Here is a 19,831-nt window from a genome sequence, read left to right on the forward strand (position 1 = left end):
GGTATCCGAAACGCTGCAGCGGATAAGTGAGCTTGGCGACGCCAACAAGAGCAAGGCAAATAATCAGGACTACGGTGAGCGAAATGGCGCCGCTCCATGGTTTGACCAACAACGCAAACCCCGCAATCAGAGCGAATGCCGCGACAAGCAGCAGGTAGGCAAATCTCGCCGCCGGATAGAGCCGAGAGTAGGCAATCATGGCGGCTATGCCACTGACGAAGAAAAGCCAACCCAGCGAAGTAACGGTCCCCAGCGACATCAGCGGCGCGATGAAAAGCGCGAGCGTGCCAAACCCGACGAGTGCAACGCCCTCGATGAGCAGAATCAGCCAGCGCGACCTAGCGGCATGCTCGGCTCCCTCGAGCAGCATTTCCGCTTCCTCAAGGGGGCTGAATTCTCTTCGCTTGTTGGGCACGGTCCTGGACACAGGCTCATCTCTGCATCTGGCGATCAAGAAAGATTAGAGCTCGTCCAAGCAGGCCTCTTTGAGATGGATCAAGAGACCTTGGATTGCCTGGAGAACGCGCTTATCTTTGGTGAGGCGACGCTCATCGTGCTGCCGCTACTCCCCCAGCGGGAGCGTGCTTACATGCTTCGCGTGGTGCCTGGTTTGATCTTTTTGATCGTGGGGGCATGGGCTGGCGGGCTTGCTGCCGGCTTTATCAATCTCTGAACGTCCCACGACTTCGCGCGCGAAGGCCAGACGCGGCGCTCGCTGAGCATTTCCTCGATGTAGAGCGCGTTCACCGCGACGAGCAGGACGACAGTAAGTGGAGCCGCCATCAATACGCCAACTGGGCCCAACAAGAGGCCAAAGACGAGTGTCGCGAAAAGTGTGAGGACGGGCGGCAGTTCAACCGCCTCAGCCTGGACCAGCGGGTTGATGATATTGCCTTCCAGAAAGTGAATGCTGGCGTACAGGGCAATGACATAGCCCACCATTACGGGTCCCTGCATTGCAGCCATCAGTATCCCTGAGATAGACGCCAGGATAGGACCGACATAAGGAACGAACGCAAACATGCCAGCGATCAAGCCGAGCGCTAACGGTGCCGTTACCCCCAGAAACGCTAAACCAATTGCGGTCAGTGTGCCGACAACCGTCATCGTAATCGATTGGCCGATGAGCCAGCGCCTGAGCGTAACTCCAAGAAGCTCGAGCATTTCCCTCGCAACGCGGCGCCGAGGCGCAGGCACCAACCGCAACAAACCTTCCAGATATCGGGCAGGCTGCACGGCGAAATACAACGCGGCAAACAACAGGACGGCGACATAGGCCACGGTTCGGAAGACCGAACCAAATAATGCTGCCGCATAGCTCGCAACCGGCGCCGTGACGTTGCCAAGGTTGACGTCCTGCGCGTGACCAAGAAGCCATACCCCCCACCAGCTCGATCCCAGTTCACGGGCAAGCTGCGCGAGACTTTGCGGCAAGTCCTTCGCAAGCAAATTGAACTGCGAAGTGATCTGCGCACCGAACAGCCAGCCGACAGCGACAATTGATCCGAGGAGCAAGAGCAAGACCGGGATGACGGCCCAGCTCTCTGGTGCTCGTGTGCGGCGGCTTACCTCATGCGCAAGACCGCGCAACAACAGGGCTAGAAGAGCGGCACCGAACGCCAGGACGAGCACGTCGGAAAGCTTCCAGACCGCAAGCGTCGCTGCAACGACGACGCAGGCCAGGATAGCGGGATGCAGGCGCGAGGAAGCGGATTTGGTCCGCTCTGCATCTTCGCGGAAGGCTCCAAGTTCATTGTTCACGGTTTCTCGGCTTCCAAACAGCACTTTACGCCATAATAAGCATCAACTGACATTTCTCAGTTGATGCAGATCAACTTTCACTTTTCAGGCGGGCGTTACCCTTTGAGTATAAGAGGGTGACGTGTCATGAAGAAAACCGTGATCGAAGACTACGGCCCCATTGCCAAGACGTTGCATTGGATGACTGTTCTCTTTGTTATGGCGGCGTGGATGCTCGGCACGTTCGGCGACGAGCTCTCCAAGGGGCCAGCACGGGATTCCGGGTTGTTGATACATATCTGGATCGGACTGACGATCCTGGTGATCGCATTCGTGCGAATACCGTGGCGCATCGCCAATCCTCCCCCCAAGAGTCTTGCGACCGAGTTCGGAAAACGGCTGATCGAGTGGACTGATCCGGTCTCCCGGGTGATGCACTACGTCCTCTATGGATTGTTGGTCCTGGTACCCTTGTTCGGCATTGCACTACAGTTCGCGCAGGGCCATTCGCTGCCGCTATTCGGACTTGCGGAAATTCCATCACCGTGGGTCGCTGACAAGGCATTCGCGCACAGCCTCAAGGAAGTGCATGAAATCTTGGCCAACCTCCTCGTGATCTTGGCGGCCTTCCATATGGCGGCTGCGGTCCTGCATCATATCGTTTTTGGCGACAACACTCTGCGGCGAATGCTCCCGCGCTTACGCAACTGAATAGCCTGCTCATTGTGGACTTGAGTCCGCATGGAAGCCATGAATATAGCGCGAGCTGAGCGACATCCAGAGGAAGACAGCCGATCAGCTGTTCTGGAGCGAAGCGGAATGATGTGATGCGGCGGAGGGCGTCGCCGTCACTGGGCCGTCTAGTGCGACGGCTGGGATGCACGTCGCTTGCGCAGAAACATCGCGGTTGCGACAAGCCCCACTGCCGTAAAAGTCGCGCCCGCCATGAATGTGGCATAAGGCCCAGCCATTTCCCAAAGGAGTCCCGCCGTTAGGCTCGCTAACAAGAGGGCGATCCCGCAGACGAAGTTGAAGACACCGAAAGCTGTCGCGCGCAGGTATTGCGGCGCCTCGTCGGCGACAAGCGCCGCGAGTAACCCTTGCGTCATGCCCATATGGAGACCCCAGAGCGCGACGCCGATCATTACGGTCGGGATATCCGACGCGACGGCGAGGATGACATCAGCGGCAATGAGGACCGCAAACCCGATGACGAGCAGGGGTTTGCGGTCAACGCGATCTGACAGGGCACCAAGCGGATAGGCCGAAAGTGCGTAGACTATATTCATAACGACCAGTACAAGCGGCGCCAGCGCGAGTGCGAGCCCAGCAGTCTGCGCCCGCAAAATCAGAAAGGCCTCGCTGAAGCGCGCTAACGTCAGCACGGCGCCTATGCCCACCACGATCCAGTACGCAGTGCCTGCGGTCTTGAGGTCGGCGAACTTTAGCGGTGCTTGCAGCTTCGTCGCTTCGTGCTCCGGCTCCCGTACGCCGAAAACAAGCACAAGTACCGAGAGAAAGCCGGGAATCAAGGCAAGCCAGAACACTAACCGAAAATCGTCCTGCAATGCGGCCATGAGCGCGATAGCGATCAATGGTCCTGCGAATGCGCCTGCCGTGTCGAGGGCCTGCCTCAGGCCATAGGCGGCGCCACGTAGCTCCGATGGCACCATTTCCCCTATCAGCGCGTCGCGCGGCGCCCCACGAATTCCCTTGCCGACCCGATCCGAAAACCGCGCTCCAAGGACAAGTGACGAGCTGGTTGCAAGCGCAAAGAGCGGTTTCGATAATGCACTCAACCCATATCCAACAATAGTGAGCGCTTTGCGTTTTCCGAGCTTGTCGCTGATCCAGCCTGAGAAAAGCTTCGAGATCGACGCGGTCGCTTCACCTACACCTTCGATGAGGCCGATCGTTTCGGCGCTGGCGCCCAGCACGGAAGTCAGAAAAACCGGCAGTAGGCCGTGAATCATCTCGGATGAGATATCCATGAACATGCTGACGAGGCCAAGAGCCCAGATGCCGGTAGGCAGTCGGCCTGGTGATATTGGCTCGGGCGCCATTCCTTCACTCACGCCGCACGAATTCCTTCATTCTCACATATTCGGACTAGGTCTGGGGCAATCGACCGTCTTGACCTGCATCAATCAGCATCTTCAGTGGACCTTCCCGCTATTGGGAGATCGCGAGATGTTAAGGTATTTGCCTGCTGGCGCGATAGCTTCCTTTCTTCTCTTGGTTCAGGGAAATTCGACAGTCAACGCGCAGATGTCATCTGCAGCTATGCAGGAATCGCGAGCAACTATAGTCCAGACCATCCGCGCGCAGCCGGAGACTGTCGAAATCGTCGCTAACGGCAGCATCATCACAGTGTTGCGTGTAAACAGCAATATGAACGATGCCGCCCATGGGGGCTCAGCCTGTAGGGCAGAAAGCTACAATGACTCTCGCGACTGAGGCGATTCCCAACCATTTCCGTCAATTGAAAGCGCAGCCGCCGTGCAGGCCGAGCTTCTTGAACACCATTGCCGCCGGGCAGAAGCCGGTGAACGAGGCCTGGATCATGTTGAGCCCGGCAAACGCCGGGAGCAGATACCAGTAGGCGTTGACATAGGCACCGAGCGCGAGCCCGAGCAGCACGACGAATCCGGCAAAGGCCAGAACGGCTTTATCGATATTCATGACATTCTCCTTTTAAGAACGATGTAGGTTATGAGCGGGCAAGGCTTGCTTCGGTCCAGGCGACGATGCTGCGCGCGTCCATCGCGCCGGACTGGCGGACGATCTCCCGGCCACCGCGCATCAAGAGAAGCGTCGGGACGCCCGTGATGTTGAACCGCGACGATACGGACGGCGCCCGATCGGAATTCAGCTTCAGCAGCCGCACCTTGGGCTCGAGTTCAAGAGCCGCCCGCTCGAACATCGGCGCCATGGCCCGGCACGGACCGCACCAAGGTGCCCAGACGTCGACCAGCACGGGAATATCGTTGTTGGCGATGTGGCGGCCAAAACCTTCCTCATCGACCTCGATCGGGTGGCCGGTGAAGATCGGCTGGCGGCAAGCGCCGCAGCGCGCGTCCTTCGGCGCGCGCTCGACCGGCAGGCGGTTGGTCCGCCCGCAATTGCCACAAACGATATTGCGCGTCGTGCTCATGTGCCGGTTCGGACCTCCTTGTCGGTTCGGACTTCCTTGATCTTGGCAATGTTCAGCTGGTTGAGCACGAAACGCTCGTAGAACGGCTCGCTCTCGCCTCGTCTCATCTTGCGCAGGAAGTATTTCTCGAACGCCACCTTGGCGTAGTGAACCCATTCACCCTTGGACGACCAGTTCACGTTGCGCGGTGGAATCTGCGGTTGCGCCAGAAAGGCGACGCCCGAATCGCCGAAATCGGCGAGACAGATCGCATTCCAGGTCGGTTGCGCGTTCGGTGCCTGGCCGCGGAGCAGGGCGCCGATATTCAGCGCGGTCGCGGTGACCATGGACTCAATCATGAAACCGGTCTTGGGCACGCCGACGGGAACGGGTGTCGCTCCGACCGGTGCGATGGCGACGCAGACGCCAACCGCAAACACGTTAGGGAAGGCGGGATTGCGCTGATGCTTGTCGACGATGACAAAGCCGCGCGGGTTGGTGAGTTTTTCGATGCCGCGAACGGCCTCGACGCCGCGGAAGGCCGGCAGCATCATCGAATAGCTGAAAGGCAGTTCATGGGCCTTGTGAACCGTGCCGTTTTCGGCGAATTCCTCAACGGTCATCTTGCCGGGTTCGATACGGTCGACGCGGGCGTTGGTGATCCACTTGATGTGCTTCTCGCGCATCTCGCTTTCCAGCAGACCCTTGGTGTCGCCGACGCCATCGAGGCCGAGATGACCGATATAGGGCTCGGAGGTCACGAAGGTCATTGGCACCTGATCGCGCAGCTTGCGGCGGCGCAGTTCGGTCTCCAGAATGAAAAGGAATTCGTAGGCCGGGCCGAAACAGGATGCGCCCTGCACCGCGCCGATCACCACCGGGCCGGGTTTCGCGGCGAGCTTCTCGAATGCTTCCTTCGCATATGAAGCATGATCGACGTGGCAGATGGATTGCGTGTAACCCTGCGGCCCCAATCCCGGAATTTCGTCGAAGGCAAGCTCCGGCCCGGTCGCGACCACGAGGTAATCATAGTTGATGGACGAGCCGTCGCTGAGCTCGATACGATTTGCATCGGGATGAACGCGCCTGGCGCCCTGGGTGAGCAGGCGCACGCCCTTGCGCTTCATGATGTCCGCAAGATCGATTTCGATGTCACTGCGCTTGCGCCAACCGACCGCCACCCAGGGATTCGACGGCACGAAGTGATAGACAGTGCCTTGCGAGATCACGGTCAGCCGATCGTCTTTCCTGAGTTGGGGCAGCAATTCATAGGCCATCAGCGTTCCGCTGAGACCGGCTCCGATTACGACAACTTCCGCCATGATGACCTCCATTTCGTTTGACCGCCCCGCCGGTTGTCCCGGCTGTCGTGCTGGTTGACTATATATTCATAACATCGTATATACGCAACTATGAAAATATATAGCGAAATCATGGAGCGCGCCGCGGACGAGGCGAGCAACCTGCTGAAGGCGCTTTCCAACCGTCACCGGCTTCTCATTATCTGTCAGCTGATCGACGGCGAGCGCTCGGTCGGCGAATTGGCCGAGTTTCTCTCCTTGCGGGATTCCACGGTGTCCCAGCATCTTGCGCTCCTTCGCAAAGATGGCCTGGTGTCGGCGCGACGCGACGCGCAGACGATCTTCTATTCGATCGCGAGCGAGCCCGCGCGCGACATCCTCAAGACGCTCTATCAGGCGTTCTGCGCTCCGAAAGCTAAGGGAAGGCGCGGGGCCTCGCCTTGAGAAAGATCAAGGCGCGGAACGGGCTCATTGCTGAATTGAGAGACAAGGCGCTTCTGCGCAACAGACGGATATTGCCATGGCGAGGCTGCATTTTCGGTTCCTGGTAGCGATTGCATCGCTGCTTTCAAGTGTGGTCGCTGCCGGTGCCGACACGCTCACGGTGAAGCCGGTCTCGATCGCGGACGAGAAGGCAGTCTTTGCGACCGTCGAAAGTATCAGCGTGGTCCCGGCGCGCAGCCGCATCGGCGGCACGATAGCGGAGCTGCACGTCAGGGAAGGCGATGCGGTGACGCATGGTCAGGCGATCGCAGTCGTGGGCGACGAAAAACTCGTATTGCAGATGAAATCGCTGGACGCGCAAATTCAGGCCCTGCAGGCTCAGTCCGACCAGGCGCAGACCGATTTTGACCGAATCGAAGGCTTGGTCGAGCGCGGCACTCTGCCGCGCACGAGGCTCGATGAAGCGCGAACCGCCCTCAATGTTGCCCAGAACAATCTGCGCGCCAAGACAGCCGAACGCGGGGTAATCCAGCAACAGCAGACTGAGGGTCAGGTTCTTGCTCCGCAGGACGGCCGCGTCTTGAAACGCCTTGTCGCGGTAGGTTCGGTCGTGCTGCCTGGCGATCCCGTCGTGACTGTCGCACAACAGGATTTCAAGTTGCGGCTGCGGCTGCCGGAAGAGCATGCCCATTTCCTCAAAGCCGGTGACCGCATTCGCCTTGACGGCGACGAATCCGGCGAGCGGGTGGCCAAGTGGGGCGTGATCGATCTCGTCTACCCCCAGATCGAGGAAGGCCGCGTGGTCGCGGACGCCACGGTCGAGGGGCTCGGCGAATATTTCGTCGGTGACCGGCTCCGGGTTTGGATCTCCGGCGGCACGCGGCCGGCCTACGTCATTCCTGCGGGCTTCGTGAAGACCCGGTTCGGCATCGACTACGTACTGCTTCGCCAAGGAGACGGGACCGTCGAGGTGCCGGTGCAACGCGGCCGCCAAACGCCGACGCCCGAGCTTCCGAATGGACTTGAGATACTGTCCGGCATTCGGGCCGGCGACCAGTTGGAGCGGCCGTGAACCTCGGACTCTCAGGCCGGCTCACCAAGGCGACCGTCAACTCGCCGCTCACGCCGCTATTCCTGCTTGCAGCGCTCGTCGTCGGACTGATCGCGGTTGTCGTGATTCCGCGTGAGGAAGAGCCGCAGATCAGCGTCCCGATGGTCGATATCCGCGTCAACGCCGATGGGTTGCGTGCGCCGGACGCGGTCGAACTCGTCACCAAGCCGCTGGAAGCGATCGTCAAGGGTATCGACGGCGTCGAGCATGTCTATAGCCAGACGGAGGACGACCGCGTGATGGTCACCGGTCGTTTTCTGGTCGGCACCAAATTCGAGGATGCGATCCTGCGCGTGCACGAGAAGATTCGCGCCAATCTCGATCGCATTCCCGTCGGCATCCCCGAGCCGCTGATCGTCGGTCGCGGCATCAATGACGTTGCCGTGAACATATTGACACTGTCGCCGAAGCCCGAAGCCGCGGAGCACTGGACGGACAAGGATCTGTTCGAGTTGGCCGACAAGCTGCGCGCGGAACTGGTGAAGGTCGACAATATCGGACTGACCTACATTTCAGGCGGTGCCGCCCAGCAGATCAGGGTCGAGCCCGATCCGGAAAAGCTCTCGCTATTCGGCGTCACGCTTCAACAGCTCGTGGCCAAGGTGAAGGATGCCAATCGTTCATTCCTGGCCGGCGACGTCCGCGATACCGGGATCGTGCGCAACGTAGCGGCCGGCCAGACACTATCGGGCATTCCGGACATTGGATTGCTTCTGATCTCGACCCGCGATGGACGACCGGTCTACGTCAAGGACGTTGCGTCGGTCGTGATCGGTCCGAGTACGACCGAGCATCGGGTCTGGAACGACAAGCGCGACGAGAAGGGGCGGTGGACGCGGGTGCCCGCAGTCAGTCTTGCACTTGCCAAGCGCGCCGGCGCCAACGCGGTGGTGGTTTCGACCGATATCGCCCATCGCCTGGAAGGATTGAAGGGGCGCCTGATTCCGGACGACGTAAGGGTCACGGTGACCCGCGACTACGGCGAGACTGCCAACGAGAAAGCCAATGAGCTTCTGTTTCACCTCGGGCTCGCCACGATCTCGATCGTCGCGCTGATCGCGATCGCGATCGGCTGGCGCGAGGCGATCGTGACTCTCGTCGTGATCCCGACGACAATCCTGCTCACTCTGTTTGCTGCCAACTTGATGGGCTACACCATCAACCGCGTCAGCCTGTTCGCGCTGATCTTTTCGATCGGCATTCTCGTCGACGATGCGATCGTGGTGGTCGAGAACATCGCGCGGCATTGGAGCATGCGTGATGGACGCCCTCGCCTTCAGGCTACCGTCGAAGCGGTCGCGGAGGTCGGCAACCCCACAATCGTCGCGACGCTCACGGTGGTCGCTGCGCTGCTGCCCATGCTGTTCGTGTCGGGGCTGATGGGTCCTTATATGGCGCCGATCCCGGCGAATGCCTCCGCTGCGATGCTGTTCTCGTTCTTTGTGGCCATGGTGGTCGCACCGTGGCTGATGCTGAGGCTCGCGCCCAAGAGCGCGGGGCATACTGCGCATGGCGAAGGCCGGCTTGGCGCGCTTTACCGTCGTTTCGCTACGCCGATCGTGAGTAGCAAGCGCTCCGCCTGGATATTCCTGCTCAGCGTCGGCGTCGCGACTTTGCTGTCGATGACATCGTTTGCGACCAAGTCGGTGACGGTCAAGCTGCTGCCCTTCGACAACAAGTCCGAGATTGCTGTCGTTGTCGATCTGCCGGAAGGAGCGAGCCTGGAGGAGACCGAGCGCACGCTGTTCGCCGCTGCGGAGATCGCGCGGCAATTGCCTGAAGTGACCTCTCTCCAATCCTATGCGGGGACGCCGGCGCCGTTCAATTTCAACGGCCTTGTGCGGCATTACTATCTGCGCGAGCGGCCCGAACTGGGCGAGCTGCAGGTCAACCTGACCGCGCGCGGCGAGCGCAAGCGAGCGAGCCATGACATTGCGATCGAGCTGCGGCAGAAGCTGAAGGTGCTGGATATTCCCAAGGGGACCAGCATCAAGGTCGTCGAGGTCCCGCCCGGCCCGCCGGTGCTGGCAACGCTCCTCGCCGAAATCTATGGGCCTGATGCCGCGACACGCCGCGCGGTGACGGCCGAATTGAAGAAGATCTTTGCCGAGGTGCCGTTCATCGTCGATATCGATGATTCCATCGGCGAGAAGCGACCACGGCTGCGACTGTCGATCGACCAGGACCGACTTGAATTCTTCGGCGTCGAGCAGCGCGACGTCTATGACACGATCCAGGCGCTGTTCGGCGGTATACCGATCGGTTACTCGCATCGCGGCGAGGATCGCAACCCGATCGGGATCGCGGTGCATCTGCCCAAGCGTGGTTTGGTCTGGAACGAGGCATTAGCCTCGACGCCAGTGCCCGCAAACACGGTGCCCGGCAGCAAGACAGTGGTCGAGCTGGGCCAGGTGGTGAAGGCGACCACGGAAGAGGGTTCGCCGACGATCTTCCGCCGCGACGGCCGCTTCGCCGACATGGTGATGGCCGAGCTTGCCGGCCGCTTCGAAGCGCCGCTTTACGGCATGCTCGAGGTCGACAATCGCATCAACGCGCATGATTGGGGCGCGCTGCCGAAACCCGCGATCAGCCTGCATGGGCAGCCGGTGGATGAATCGCATCCGACGCTGTTGTGGGATGGCGAGTGGGAGATCACCTGGGTGACCTTCCGCGATATGGGCGCGGCCTTTGGCGCGGCAATCCTCGGCATTTACGTTCTCGTCGTCGCGCAGTTCAGGAGTTTTCGCCTGCCGCTCGTCATCCTGACGCCAATCCCGCTCACCTTGATCGGCATCCTGATCGGGCACCGGCTGCTGGGCGCGCCATTCACCGCAACCTCGATGATCGGGTTCATCGCGCTCGCCGGCATCATCGTGCGCAATTCCATCCTGCTGGTGGATTTCATTCGCCACTCTGGCGGCGAGGGCAAAGCTTTGCGTGAGGTCGTGCTGGAAGCGGGCGCGGTTCGCTTCAAACCAATCCTGCTCACGGCGCTGGCCGCCATGATTGGAGCTGCGACCATCCTGCTCGATCCGATCTTCCAGGGGCTTGCGATCTCGCTGCTGTTTGGCCTCGCCTCGTCGACCTTGCTCACGGTACTGGTGATACCTGCGATCTACATTGTGCTGCGACAAGAAGCACCAGTTGCGAGATAGGTCAGCCACGCAATAAGGACACTGCGTCAGCAAATGCTTTAATCCAAAATTGGAACTAATCTGCTCGTCGATAAGAAAACAGCGGTAGCGTTCCCCCGCTACCAGGCGGCACGATTTCTCAAAGCGATTGAACGCCCTTTTTTATGGTTTCTGCGATCTGACCGATCTGCTCCTCGTTGATGATAAGAGGCGGCGACAGGATCAGCGTATCGCCGAGTGCGCGAACAAAGACTCCGTTCTGGAGACAGTGGTTTGCAACCGTTCGCGCTCGCTGACCCGGGGCATCAGGCGCAGCTTCAATCTCCACGGCACCCAAAAGGCCCAGGTTTCTGATATCGCGGACGATGCCACCGGCGTTTCTGATGTCGTGAATGGCAGCTTCCCATTTGCCGGCAATGCGCGCGACGTTTTCGAAGATGCCTTCCTCCTGGTACACGTCCAGCGTGGCAAGTGCAGCGGCACAGGCGAGTGGGTGGCCGGAGTAGGTGTAGCCGTGCGCAAATTCGACAGTGGCCTCGGGGCCTTTCGACATGGCATCGTGCACATGGTGATGGACCAGCACACCGCCCATCGGCACAGCGCCGTTGCTCATTCCCTTGGCACAGGTGATGAGGTCGGGCGTGACGCTCAGTGCCTGGGCAGCGAATGGCGCCCCCAGCCTACCGAAACCCGTGACCACTTCATCGAAAATCAGCAGGATGCCGTGCTTGCGGGTGATTTCGCGCAGCCGCTCAAGATAGCCTTTGGGCGGCGGCAACACGCCGCCTGCGCCGGCCACCGGTTCGACGATGACGGCTGCAACCGTCGATGGATCCACCGCCGCTAACAAGCTTTCCAGCGCATCCGCAAAATCGATACCGTGCTCGGGCTGCCCTTTGCTGAATGCGTTGCGAGCGAGATCATGTGTGTGCGGAAGGTGTGATACCCCCGGAAGCAACACGCCGAACTGCGCCCGCTGCCAGCCGATGCCTGAGACCGAGAGCCCGCCGAATCCCATGCCATGGTAACTGCGCTGGCGACCGATCAGGCGCTGGCGATGACCTTCACCGCGAGCCCGATGGTAGGCAAGCGCCATCTTCAGCGCCGTGTCGACTGCCTCAGAGCCCGACCCTGCAAGGAAGACGTGATCGAATCCCTGCGGCGCGATCGCCATCAGTTGATTGGTGTAGTGAAACGCGAGCGGATGGCCGAGCGAGAAGCTCGATGCGTAGTCGAGCTTGCCTGCCTGATGGCGAATGGCCTCGGTGATCTTGGGATGACAATGCCCGGCATTGACACACCAGAGGCCGGCGATGGCATCGAGTAGGGTCCGGCCCTCGGGCGTCTTGTAGTGCATGCCCCTGGCTTCGACAAAGAACTCCGGGGTTGCCTTGAAGCGCCGGTTCGCGGTCATCGGCATCCAGTAGGCTTCAAGGTCGTTCGGTGGAATCTCGAGGCTCGCTTGGGTCATCAAATCTACTCCGTCTTGTCTTGCTTGCTGGAGATGGGTGATCGGGCGCGTCAGCGCGCCAAAGCCTGCTCCACCGATGCGAGGTCCAGGTTCTTGTTGATGTCTTCGACCAGGTCGTTCGTTGCGACCTCCTTGGCGTCGATCGGCTGCTTGAGGATCTTCGCCCGTACCAGCCAGTCCATGTACTTCTGATAAATCTTGATATCGCTCTCGCCCCACTTCTCGCCGGGGTTGTCGAGCGTCCACTTCTCCGAGACGGTTTTGAGCAGCGTGGCGTTCCGGTCGAGCGCTTCGGCCGGCGGAATGCCGGTCGGCACGATCTGCGGATAGACGTCCTGAAAAATCGTCGCCGCCTGACGGGTATTCTTGAGGGTATAGACCACCCCCATGGTGTAGGCGCGGGCCAGGCGCACGAGTAGATCGCGCTTGTTCTTGATCGAACCGGCGCTCGCGACCAGACTATTGGCTGGGAACGACTCGATTTCAGGATCTTCGAGCATGCGCATCGGCTGGCCGGCGAGGCCCATCAGTGTGTACTGCGTGTCCCACTGGCTGACCGCATCGATGTCCTTGCGCTGCAGAAGGACGACGCTTTGAGCCGGCTGACCCGACACGACGATCCGAATGTCCCGGTCGGGGTCGAGGCCAGCATCGGAGGCTCCCGACCGGGCCAGCACCACACCGGCCGAGGCCATTGATGTCACGCCGATCTTCTTGTCCTTGAGATCCGCATATTTCTTGATGGAGCTGTCGACCGGAACGGCAACACCGAAAATGTTGCGGCGATACGCGGTATAGAAAACCTGCGTCTTCACGCCGGTTTGCTGCAGGATCGCAACCGGCTCTGCGGTTGCAACCGCAACCAGGACTTCGCCAGTCGCAACATTGCGTATGCAATCTGACGATCCCGGAAAATTCACAAGCTCGACTTCGATTCCCTCCTGCTTGAACCAGCCCAACTTGGTCGCAACAGCGAAAGGAGCGACCCCGTGCGTGATCACGCTCGTGCACCAGCCTACGCGTACCTTGTCGAGAGCGAATGCCGGAGAGACGAAACTTGTAGCGGTAAGAACCGAATACACTGCAAGGCAAGTCGCCAAAGGGGTATTACTACGCATCTGACTCTCCGTTTTGTTGGCAGCGGCTAACGTAGGTCGACCATTGGTTTAAGTACTCTTGTGCCTTGAGCAGAATGCGCCGACGAACGCGGCAGCGGCTTGCTCGGAGGCCTCCAGCGAATAGCCGCCTTCCTGAACAATCAGGGTTGGCAGCTGCAGATCTGCGAGCAGCTCACCGATACGGGCAAAGGCCTCCGTTGAGACTTCGAGGACGGACAGCGGATCGTCACGGTGAGCGTCCCAGCCCGCTGACACGACGAGGACTTCGGCCCGATGTGTCCGCACGGCTTCAACGAGCATTCCGCAGGCTTCCAGGAATGCATCGTCGCCGCTGCCCGGCGCCAGCGGTACGTTCAAGTTAGCACCGAGTCCGTCTCCTTCGCCGCGTTCGTCGGCAAAACCTGAGAAATAGGGATAGTAAGTCGTGGGGTCGGTGTGCACGGAGGCGAACAGCACATCCCTGCGGCCGTAGAATATCGCTTGCGTTCCGTCTCCGTGATGCGTGTCGAAGTCGAGAATGGCTGCTCGGCCTGCGCGTTGGGCCATGAGATCGGCGGCGATGGCCGCGTTGTTGAAGAAGCAGAAGCCGGACGCGCGGTCGGCGAACGCGTGATGCCCCGGCGGTCGGCAGAGCGCAAAGGCAGCAGGGGCGCCATCGATAATGGCATGGGCCGCAGACAGCGCTGCCTGTGCAGATTCATAAACCGCGCCCCAGGTGCCCGCGCCGATGGCGCAATTGAGATCGCCGATGTACCAGCCCGCCTCGGCGTTGACGACGCTGCAACGTGGTTTGGCCGAGGGGGCGAGGGCCGATCCTCGCCCGCGGTAAGGATGCGTGTTTGGCAGCACCTCCGGTCCGGCCTTGGGATTTGCGGCCCAGCGTTCATAGCTCGAGGCCAGAAATTCGACATAGTCGGCGCTGTGCACGGCGTCGATGGCATCGCGGCCATGATCGATGGGCGCCGTTTGTTTCAAGCCCGCCTCGATCAGCTTCCGCGCCAGGGCGTCTAGCCGGTCCGGGTTTTCAACGGGGGCACATAGCTTGCCGAGCAGCATGATCTGCTGAGGACGGTGATCGAGCTGACGCTTTGAATAGTAGACGTTCATTGCGCAATCACTTCTGCGATGGCGAGAGCGCGGAACCGCCGCGCGGCCGTTTCGATTCGGCGGCGAAGTTCTCTTCCGAGGCCAGGTCGGGCTCGGCCCGACCGAGGCGCTCCCAGAACAGCACCCGATGGCGGATCATGATCAGCGCCTGATTAAGCAGGAGACCGACGGTCGCCAAAATGATCAGAACCGAAAAAGATCCCGCCACGTCCATGACGAAATTCATGCTCTGCATGAGCATGCCGAGCCCCGCTTCCGCACCAAGGAACTCGGTGACGACGGTGCCGATCAGCGCCAACGCCATGCCGATTTCAAGGCCCGCCATGATGAAGGGCAGGGCGCTCGGAAAGCGGAGCATCGTGAATACCTGACGCTCGCTGCCGCCGAGGGAGCGGATGAGATCGATGCGATCCTTGTCGGCCGAATTCAAGCCGGAGATCGTGTTGATCATCATCGGGAAGAAAGCCACGAGGGCAGCCGTCACGATCTTGGACGTCACGCCGAGGCCGAACCAGAGGACGAAGAGCGGCGCGAGGGCGACCTTCGGCATCGACTGGAACATGATGATGTAGGGGTAGATGAAGTAGGCAAATCGCCGGTTGAGCGCAACGGCGACGCCAAGCGCGAGGCCAAGGACTCCACCAAGCGCAAATCCGGCGAGCACCTCAAACAACGTGACGGCACCGTGATGGAGATAGAGGCCGCTCGTCGTGCCACGCCATAGCCCCTGAGCGACCGCGGTTGCTGACGGGAGGATAAAGGCGGGGATGTTGAGGAACATCGAGCTGCCCTGCCAGATGCCGAGCACGAGGCACAGCAGCAGGATGCTCAAGATCCGATTTCTGAGTGTGTCGAGCGAAGAGAGATCAGGCATCAGTCCATGCCTCCTGCTGAGCCGAAATGTGCGCGGATGCGGCGGGTGTACTCGCCAAACGGCGCCGTACTCATCATGTCGAGCGTCCGCTCGCGCGGAAGGTCGATGTCGAGCACTTCCGCAATGCGGCCGGGGCGGGGTGTCATCACGACGACCCTGTCGGCAAGAAACACGGCTTCGGGAATCGAGTGGGTAATGAACAGGATCGTCTTGTGTTGGGCCGTCCAGAGCCGCTGCAACTCGACGTTCATGTGTTCGCGCGTCATGGCATCGAGCGCTCCGAATGGCTCATCCATGAGAAGCATCGCCGGATCGTGGACCAGCGCGCGGACGATGCCGACCCGCTGCTGCATGCCGCCGGACAGCTCGGCCGGATAGCGCCGTTCGAACTCGCTCAATCCGACGAGATCGATGAGGTCGCGCGCGCGTGACAGATACTTCTTGCGGTCAAGCTTCTGGACATCGACGGGGATGAGTACGTTCTCGAGCACGGTGCGCCAGGGAAAGAGCACCGGCGATTGGAAAACGACGCCGATGTCGTGCCGTGGCCCCTCAAGCCTGTGGTCGCCGAACCATACCTTTCCTGAACTCGGCGGAATGAGTCCGGCCAGGGTACGAAGCAAGGTCGACTTTCCGCAGCCTGAAGGACCGACGACTGCGACGAATTCACCCAGGCCGATCTGGAGGTTGATGTCCTGGAGCGCGGTTACGACTGGCCCTCGGCCGCCGAAGAGCTTGCCGACATTCTCGATGCGGATGAAGTCGGGTGAGCGGGATGCGTCGAACTGGCCGTTCTTCGAACTTGCCTCGGTGGCAGATGCACCCGTCAACGACGCCATCGCTTCAGTTCCCTTCGACTAGTGAGCCAGCGCCATCCCGTCCTTGCGATGGTCGGACGCTCCGAGCAGAATTCCCCGCTGGTGATCGATCCAGATCGCTTGCGCGCCACCGATTGGAAGGTCTGACCAGCTGACTTCGTGGCCGCGGGCGGCGAGGTCATCGAAGACGGCGGGCGAGAGCGTTCGCTCCAGCGACAGTTTCCCGTCGAATGAAAATGATCGCGGCTCGTCGCTCGCAGATTGGATATCCAGCCCCCGGTCGAGAATTTGGGACAGGAAATGCGCATGGCCGGCGGCCTGGTAGTGGCCTCCCATCACACCGAACGGCATGACGGGCCTTCCTTCGTGAAACAGCAAGCCTGGAATGATCGTATGCAGCGGCCGTTTGTGGGGGGCGATGACGCAGGGATGCTTTGGGTCCGTTCGGAAGCCGGTTCCCCGGTTGTGAAACAGGACGCCCGTCGTCGGCTCGAAGATGCCGCTGCCGAACGGTGCAAAGAGAGAGTTGATCAGGGACACTGCATTGCGATCGCGATCGACCGCGCACACGTAGACGGTGTCTTCGTGCTCGGTCAGGTCCCAATGTTCGGACCGTGACGCCTTGCGGGGGTCAATGTGGCCTCGGGCCCGGGCGGCGAAGGCGTCGGAGAGAAATTCCGCAACCGGCGTGTCGCCGTGCGCCGGATCGCAAAAATAACCGTCGCGCGCGCGATACGCCGCTTTGGTGGCCTCGGCAAGGAGATGGATTCGGTCCGCCTCGCTGTGCTGGCTGCCACCGAGCGATAGTCCGTCGAGGATGCGCAGGATCATCAGCGCAGCCAGCCCCTGTCCTGGTGGGGGACATTCATAGATTTGATATCCCCGATAACTGGTTTCGATCGGCTGCACATAGTCGCTGCGTTGCCGCGCGAAATCCTCCTGTCGATGCAGCCCGCCGAATGCGCTCAGTTTGGCGGTGAGGGCCTCCGCAACTTTCCCGCCGTAGAATGCGGTCGCGCCCTCGCGGCCGATACCGCGCAGCGTCTCCGCAAGCGCGCGGTTGCGGAAGGGATCACCAACCTCCGGCGCACGGCCGCCTGGAAGATAAATGGCGCGGGCATCCGGATCGATTGACAGCTTTTCAACCTGCCGGCCCCAATCCCAGGCGACGCGAGGCGAAACGCGCATTCCCTCTTCGGCGAGGCGGATCGCCGGCGCAAGCACCTCCGAAAGAGACTTCGAGCCATAATCGCTGTTCAGTGCGCACCACGCCGAGACCGCACCTGGGACGGTCACTGCATGCGCAGACGTCGGCGGAATCTCGGCGATGCCGCGATCGAGATACCATTCGGCTCTCGCAGCGCCTGGTGCGCGCCCCGATCCGTCAAGGGCAATCGGTGGTGATCCTCCCATGGAGAACAATGCAAAGCAATCGCCACCTATGCCGGTCATGTGCGGCTCGACGACCGCTTGCACGGCGATCGCAGCGAGGGCAGCGTCGACCGCGTTGCCTCCTGATCGCAGCATTTCGATGCCCGCGGCCGAGGAGGAGGGATGCGACGTGCAGACCATGCCGTGCTCGCCGATCGCCATCGATCGCCCCTGCTTGGTGAAATCACGCACGGCTCGGAGCCTCCATCGAAATTTGCCGGGCAGCGCGGGCAAGACGTGGACCAATCTCGTTCTCAAGCTGTGTGGCGGTGACTTCCGAAGGCATCCCGCCGCAATTAAAGGCGAGAACCGCGCCTTCCGCCGTCACCACCGGAGCGCCGACAGCATAGACGTCGGCTTGGCGATCACCCAATGACACACAGAAACCGCGGCTCGCGATCGACTCGAAGGCTTCGTCGATCCGAGCGCGGACGCCGCGCCATTCGCCGCGCGGCCACTGCAAGCGGATGCGTCGCAGCAGAGCTTCGCGCTCGTCCTCCGCCAGGGCAAAAAGGTAGGCGCGGCCCATGGCGGATGTTTCGATCGGCAGCCGTGAGCCGAGGTCGAACCGTGCCGGTCGCATCCGCGGGTGGTGTGCCGTCTCGATCGTCAGCATGTTGAGCTGGTCGCGCATCCCGACGGATGCAGGTAGGCGTGAAAAGTCGGCGATTTCCTGCAGGACGGGACGTGCGGCAATGCGGTGCGGCATGCCGGCGAGCAGCGAATGGCACAATGCGACGACGCCGGATCCGAGCTGGTAATGGCCGGTGCGGGGAACGATCGACAGGTAGCCAAGCGCTGCAAGTGTCTGGCTCAAACGAGAAATTGTTGGCTTCGACAGACCTGTCCGCTCGGCCAACTCGCTGTTGCTTAATGAGCTTTCGCCGGGCTTGAACGCCCGCAGCACCGCCAGTCCGCGTGCCAGGCCCTGCACGAGACGGGCATCATCCGCGGCATTTTCCAGCGTATCGGTGCTGCTCTTTCGTGCGACGGCCGTCAGTCTGGCCATGGAACCTCTGCCGACTTTCAAAATTTAATTTCACTCCTCAAAATTATTTCTGTCAAGCAAAAGCCGTTATCCTGAATTGCGCCGCTTGCTGCCTGACGTCCGCTTCGTTCGAAATTACTGGCTGACGTCACATCCTGATACGCATGGAACGCGCCGCGTTCAGGAGGTCCATCGGTTCATCGCCTCATCGGTCAAGGCAGCCAAATCTTCGTTCGAACTCGACTGAGCGCAAGGTTTGAGCGGTTCCGAGGGCTTGACCGCTGCTTACCTCCTTCGGGCAACTCGCTTCCTCGGTGGATTTCGACCGTTCGCCGCCACATCAAAATAGTTCAGATCGGCCGTGACGCTTTCGGTGATCTGCATGATCGCCTCGATCCGGTCTGCATCTGCGGTGACGTGGTGAGCAAGATAGACATGCCCTGCTGTCAGCATCGGCCTCGTGGCGAGGACCGCAAGCGCGCCGGAGGGGCGATAGGCTTCGATCATTCTCCTGGGGAAGATGCCGACGCCGATCCAGCCGCGACGAGCTGGGCAGCCGCGTTGACACCGATGCAGATGCACAGTGGCCCCGGCTTCTGTTTCGCCGACGCAAACCACGCAATCGTGTTGCGATACGTCGAGGTTGGTGGGGGCGTGGCAATCACCGTGGAGCGGGCCAGCGCTTGAGGTGACCTTCCGATTGGTTTCGCGAGTTTTGCCGACGCGGCCCACACATTGCCTTGGGGTGGTGCACGAGTTCGCGCAAAGCTTGCAACGGGAATTGGCCGGACAGCATGAAAGGTCGGTGGCAAAGCGGTTTTGATTCCGATCAATATATCGCCTCGACGACGTGTCATTCTCCCTCTGAAAAATTGTGGAGTGACACATGCGGAGCCTCATAATTCTGAAGGACGGCAATGCAATGGAGCGGGCGATGAAGGCGCTGGCGCAGTATCGTTACGCTGCTGGTGGTGAGCCGGTTGCCCCTGAGGGACATCCGAGGGAATGGCACAATTGGCTGCTTGAAATCGATTCGACAGAAATCGAGACAATCCGCGGCCATGTCAATGATGGGAACATCCTCGGCATTGAGCCGCGCGAGTGACCTCGGCAACCGTTCGCTTGCCGGCTGACGAAGCGAGCGCGAGTGGGCCGTGTGGC

Annotated in this window: 20 protein-coding genes; 6 read left to right on the forward strand and 14 right to left on the reverse strand. The window is 60.8% G+C overall.

The genetic code is table 11. The features are described from left to right. Both VFB05_RS31680 and VFB05_RS31685 read right to left on the reverse strand, forming a co-directional pair. A partial coding sequence (locus VFB05_RS31680) for an HdeD family acid-resistance protein (RefSeq protein ID WP_325020077.1) occupies window positions 1–415 on the reverse strand: 415 nt, incomplete at its 3' end. 170 nt (window positions 416–585) lie between these two features. After that, window positions 586–1,761, reverse strand: a complete 1,176-nt coding sequence (locus VFB05_RS31685) for an AI-2E family transporter (protein WP_325020079.1) — start codon at window positions 1,759–1,761, stop codon at window positions 586–588. Window positions 1,762–1,887: 126 nt separating this feature from the next. Here VFB05_RS31685 and VFB05_RS31690 point away from each other — a divergent pair, with 126 nt between their 5' ends. After that, window positions 1,888–2,451: a cytochrome b gene (locus VFB05_RS31690; RefSeq protein ID WP_325020081.1), complete on the forward strand. Its 564-nt coding sequence runs from the start codon at window positions 1,888–1,890 to the stop codon at window positions 2,449–2,451. Between the two features lie 149 nt (window positions 2,452–2,600). On the opposite strand, the gene VFB05_RS31695 is transcribed toward VFB05_RS31690, so the two are convergent. Next, complete coding sequence (locus VFB05_RS31695; protein ID WP_325020083.1) at window positions 2,601–3,737, reverse strand: MFS transporter; 1,137 nt, start codon at window positions 3,735–3,737, stop codon at window positions 2,601–2,603. On the opposite strand from VFB05_RS31695, the gene VFB05_RS31700 reads away from it, so the two are divergent. Next, on the forward strand, window positions 3,730–4,197 hold the full coding sequence (locus VFB05_RS31700; RefSeq protein ID WP_325020085.1) for a hypothetical protein: 468 nt from the start codon (window positions 3,730–3,732) through the stop codon (window positions 4,195–4,197). The genes VFB05_RS31695 and VFB05_RS31700 overlap by 8 nt on opposite strands. A gap of 21 nt (window positions 4,198–4,218) precedes the next feature. Here VFB05_RS31700 and VFB05_RS31705 read toward each other — a convergent pair whose 3' ends face one another. From VFB05_RS31705 to VFB05_RS31715, 3 genes are read right to left on the reverse strand one after another with little or no spacing between them, the layout of a single operon-like run. Then, window positions 4,219–4,422: a DUF2892 domain-containing protein gene (locus VFB05_RS31705; protein WP_325020087.1), complete on the reverse strand. Its 204-nt coding sequence runs from the start codon at window positions 4,420–4,422 to the stop codon at window positions 4,219–4,221. A 28-nt stretch (window positions 4,423–4,450) separates the two neighbouring features. Next, on the reverse strand, window positions 4,451–4,894 hold the full coding sequence (gene trxC / locus VFB05_RS31710) for a thioredoxin TrxC (RefSeq protein ID WP_325020089.1): 444 nt from the start codon (window positions 4,892–4,894) through the stop codon (window positions 4,451–4,453). Then, a complete protein-coding gene (locus VFB05_RS31715; protein ID WP_325020091.1) occupies window positions 4,891–6,195 on the reverse strand; it encodes an FAD/NAD(P)-binding oxidoreductase in 1,305 nt (434 codons plus the stop codon). The genes trxC and VFB05_RS31715 overlap by 4 nt, the downstream gene beginning before the upstream one ends. 90 nt (window positions 6,196–6,285) lie before the next feature. Here VFB05_RS31715 and VFB05_RS31720 point away from each other — a divergent pair, with 90 nt between their 5' ends. The 3 genes from VFB05_RS31720 to VFB05_RS31730 all read left to right on the forward strand — a co-directional run bounded on the left by VFB05_RS31720 (window position 6,286) and on the right by VFB05_RS31730 (window position 10,884). Beyond that, complete coding sequence (locus tag VFB05_RS31720) at window positions 6,286–6,618, forward strand: metalloregulator ArsR/SmtB family transcription factor (RefSeq protein WP_325020093.1); 333 nt, start codon at window positions 6,286–6,288, stop codon at window positions 6,616–6,618. A gap of 76 nt (window positions 6,619–6,694) precedes the next feature. Further along, a complete protein-coding gene (locus VFB05_RS31725; RefSeq protein WP_325020095.1) occupies window positions 6,695–7,690 on the forward strand; it encodes an efflux RND transporter periplasmic adaptor subunit in 996 nt (331 codons plus the stop codon). Continuing rightward, entirely contained in the window at window positions 7,687–10,884 is a 3,198-nt protein-coding gene (locus VFB05_RS31730) for an efflux RND transporter permease subunit (RefSeq protein ID WP_325020097.1), read from the forward strand. The genes VFB05_RS31725 and VFB05_RS31730 overlap by 4 nt, the downstream gene beginning before the upstream one ends. A gap of 118 nt (window positions 10,885–11,002) precedes the next feature. Here the strand turns inward: VFB05_RS31730 and VFB05_RS31735 are convergent, their stop codons facing one another. The 8 genes from VFB05_RS31735 to VFB05_RS31770 form a co-directional block, all read right to left on the reverse strand. Next, a complete protein-coding gene (locus tag VFB05_RS31735) occupies window positions 11,003–12,334 on the reverse strand; it encodes an aminotransferase class III-fold pyridoxal phosphate-dependent enzyme (RefSeq protein ID WP_325020099.1) in 1,332 nt (443 codons plus the stop codon). 50 nt (window positions 12,335–12,384) lie between these two features. After that, window positions 12,385–13,452, reverse strand: coding sequence for an ABC transporter substrate-binding protein (locus VFB05_RS31740; protein WP_325020101.1), 1,068 nt, complete (start codon window positions 13,450–13,452; stop codon window positions 12,385–12,387). Between the two features lie 48 nt (window positions 13,453–13,500). After that, window positions 13,501–14,508: a histone deacetylase family protein gene (locus tag VFB05_RS31745; protein WP_325020103.1), complete on the reverse strand. Its 1,008-nt coding sequence runs from the start codon at window positions 14,506–14,508 to the stop codon at window positions 13,501–13,503. A 58-nt stretch (window positions 14,509–14,566) separates the two neighbouring features. Continuing rightward, a complete protein-coding gene (locus tag VFB05_RS31750) occupies window positions 14,567–15,433 on the reverse strand; it encodes an ABC transporter permease (protein ID WP_325020105.1) in 867 nt (288 codons plus the stop codon). Beyond that, window positions 15,433–16,272, reverse strand: a complete 840-nt coding sequence (locus VFB05_RS31755) for an ABC transporter ATP-binding protein (RefSeq protein WP_325020107.1) — start codon at window positions 16,270–16,272, stop codon at window positions 15,433–15,435. Before VFB05_RS31755 ends, VFB05_RS31750 begins: the two co-directional genes overlap by 1 nt. An 18-nt stretch (window positions 16,273–16,290) precedes the next feature. Then, on the reverse strand, window positions 16,291–17,874 hold the full coding sequence (locus VFB05_RS31760) for a gamma-glutamyltransferase family protein (protein ID WP_325020109.1): 1,584 nt from the start codon (window positions 17,872–17,874) through the stop codon (window positions 16,291–16,293). Then, window positions 17,867–18,691 (reverse strand): IclR family transcriptional regulator, encoded by an 825-nt coding sequence (locus VFB05_RS31765; protein ID WP_325020112.1) that lies wholly within the window; start codon window positions 18,689–18,691, stop codon window positions 17,867–17,869. Before VFB05_RS31765 ends, VFB05_RS31760 begins: the two co-directional genes overlap by 8 nt. 264 nt (window positions 18,692–18,955) lie before the next feature. After that, complete coding sequence (locus VFB05_RS31770; protein WP_325020114.1) at window positions 18,956–19,177, reverse strand: hypothetical protein; 222 nt, start codon at window positions 19,175–19,177, stop codon at window positions 18,956–18,958. 379 nt (window positions 19,178–19,556) lie between these two features. Between VFB05_RS31770 and VFB05_RS31775 the strand changes: the two genes are divergently transcribed. Then, window positions 19,557–19,775 carry a hypothetical protein gene (locus VFB05_RS31775; RefSeq protein ID WP_325020116.1) on the forward strand — a complete coding sequence of 73 codons (219 nt, stop codon included), beginning with the start codon at window positions 19,557–19,559 and terminating at the stop codon, window positions 19,773–19,775. The last annotated feature ends 56 nt before the right edge of the window (window positions 19,776–19,831 follow it).

Source organism: Bradyrhizobium sp., assembly GCF_035652035.1.
GTDB lineage: Bacteria > Pseudomonadota > Alphaproteobacteria > Rhizobiales > Xanthobacteraceae > Bradyrhizobium.

Bases quoted from the DNA above. Each gene is read 5' to 3' on its own strand.
- VFB05_RS31690 (WP_325020081.1), top strand. From the start codon at position 1,888: ATGAAGAAAACCGTGATCGAAGACTACGGCCCCATTGCCAAGACGTTG.
- VFB05_RS31700 (WP_325020085.1), top strand. From the start codon at position 3,730: ATGAACATGCTGACGAGGCCAAGAGCCCAGATGCCGGTAGGCAGTCGG.
- VFB05_RS31695 (WP_325020083.1), bottom strand. From the start codon at position 3,737: ATGTTCATGGATATCTCATCCGAGATGATTCACGGCCTACTGCCGGTT.
- VFB05_RS31705 (WP_325020087.1), bottom strand. From the start codon at position 4,422: ATGAATATCGATAAAGCCGTTCTGGCCTTTGCCGGATTCGTCGTGCTG.
- trxC (WP_325020089.1), bottom strand. From the start codon at position 4,894: ATGAGCACGACGCGCAATATCGTTTGTGGCAATTGCGGGCGGACCAAC.
- VFB05_RS31715 (WP_325020091.1), bottom strand. From the start codon at position 6,195: ATGGCGGAAGTTGTCGTAATCGGAGCCGGTCTCAGCGGAACGCTGATG.
- VFB05_RS31720 (WP_325020093.1), top strand. From the start codon at position 6,286: ATGAAAATATATAGCGAAATCATGGAGCGCGCCGCGGACGAGGCGAGC.
- VFB05_RS31725 (WP_325020095.1), top strand. From the start codon at position 6,695: ATGGCGAGGCTGCATTTTCGGTTCCTGGTAGCGATTGCATCGCTGCTT.
- VFB05_RS31735 (WP_325020099.1), bottom strand. From the start codon at position 12,334: ATGACCCAAGCGAGCCTCGAGATTCCACCGAACGACCTTGAAGCCTAC.
- VFB05_RS31740 (WP_325020101.1), bottom strand. From the start codon at position 13,452: ATGCGTAGTAATACCCCTTTGGCGACTTGCCTTGCAGTGTATTCGGTT.
- VFB05_RS31745 (WP_325020103.1), bottom strand. From the start codon at position 14,508: ATGCTGCTCGGCAAGCTATGTGCCCCCGTTGAAAACCCGGACCGGCTA.
- VFB05_RS31750 (WP_325020105.1), bottom strand. From the start codon at position 15,433: ATGCCTGATCTCTCTTCGCTCGACACACTCAGAAATCGGATCTTGAGC.
- VFB05_RS31755 (WP_325020107.1), bottom strand. From the start codon at position 16,272: ATGGCGTCGTTGACGGGTGCATCTGCCACCGAGGCAAGTTCGAAGAAC.
- VFB05_RS31765 (WP_325020112.1), bottom strand. From the start codon at position 18,691: ATGGCCAGACTGACGGCCGTCGCACGAAAGAGCAGCACCGATACGCTG.
- VFB05_RS31770 (WP_325020114.1), bottom strand. From the start codon at position 19,177: ATGATCGAAGCCTATCGCCCCTCCGGCGCGCTTGCGGTCCTCGCCACG.
- VFB05_RS31775 (WP_325020116.1), top strand. From the start codon at position 19,557: ATGCGGAGCCTCATAATTCTGAAGGACGGCAATGCAATGGAGCGGGCG.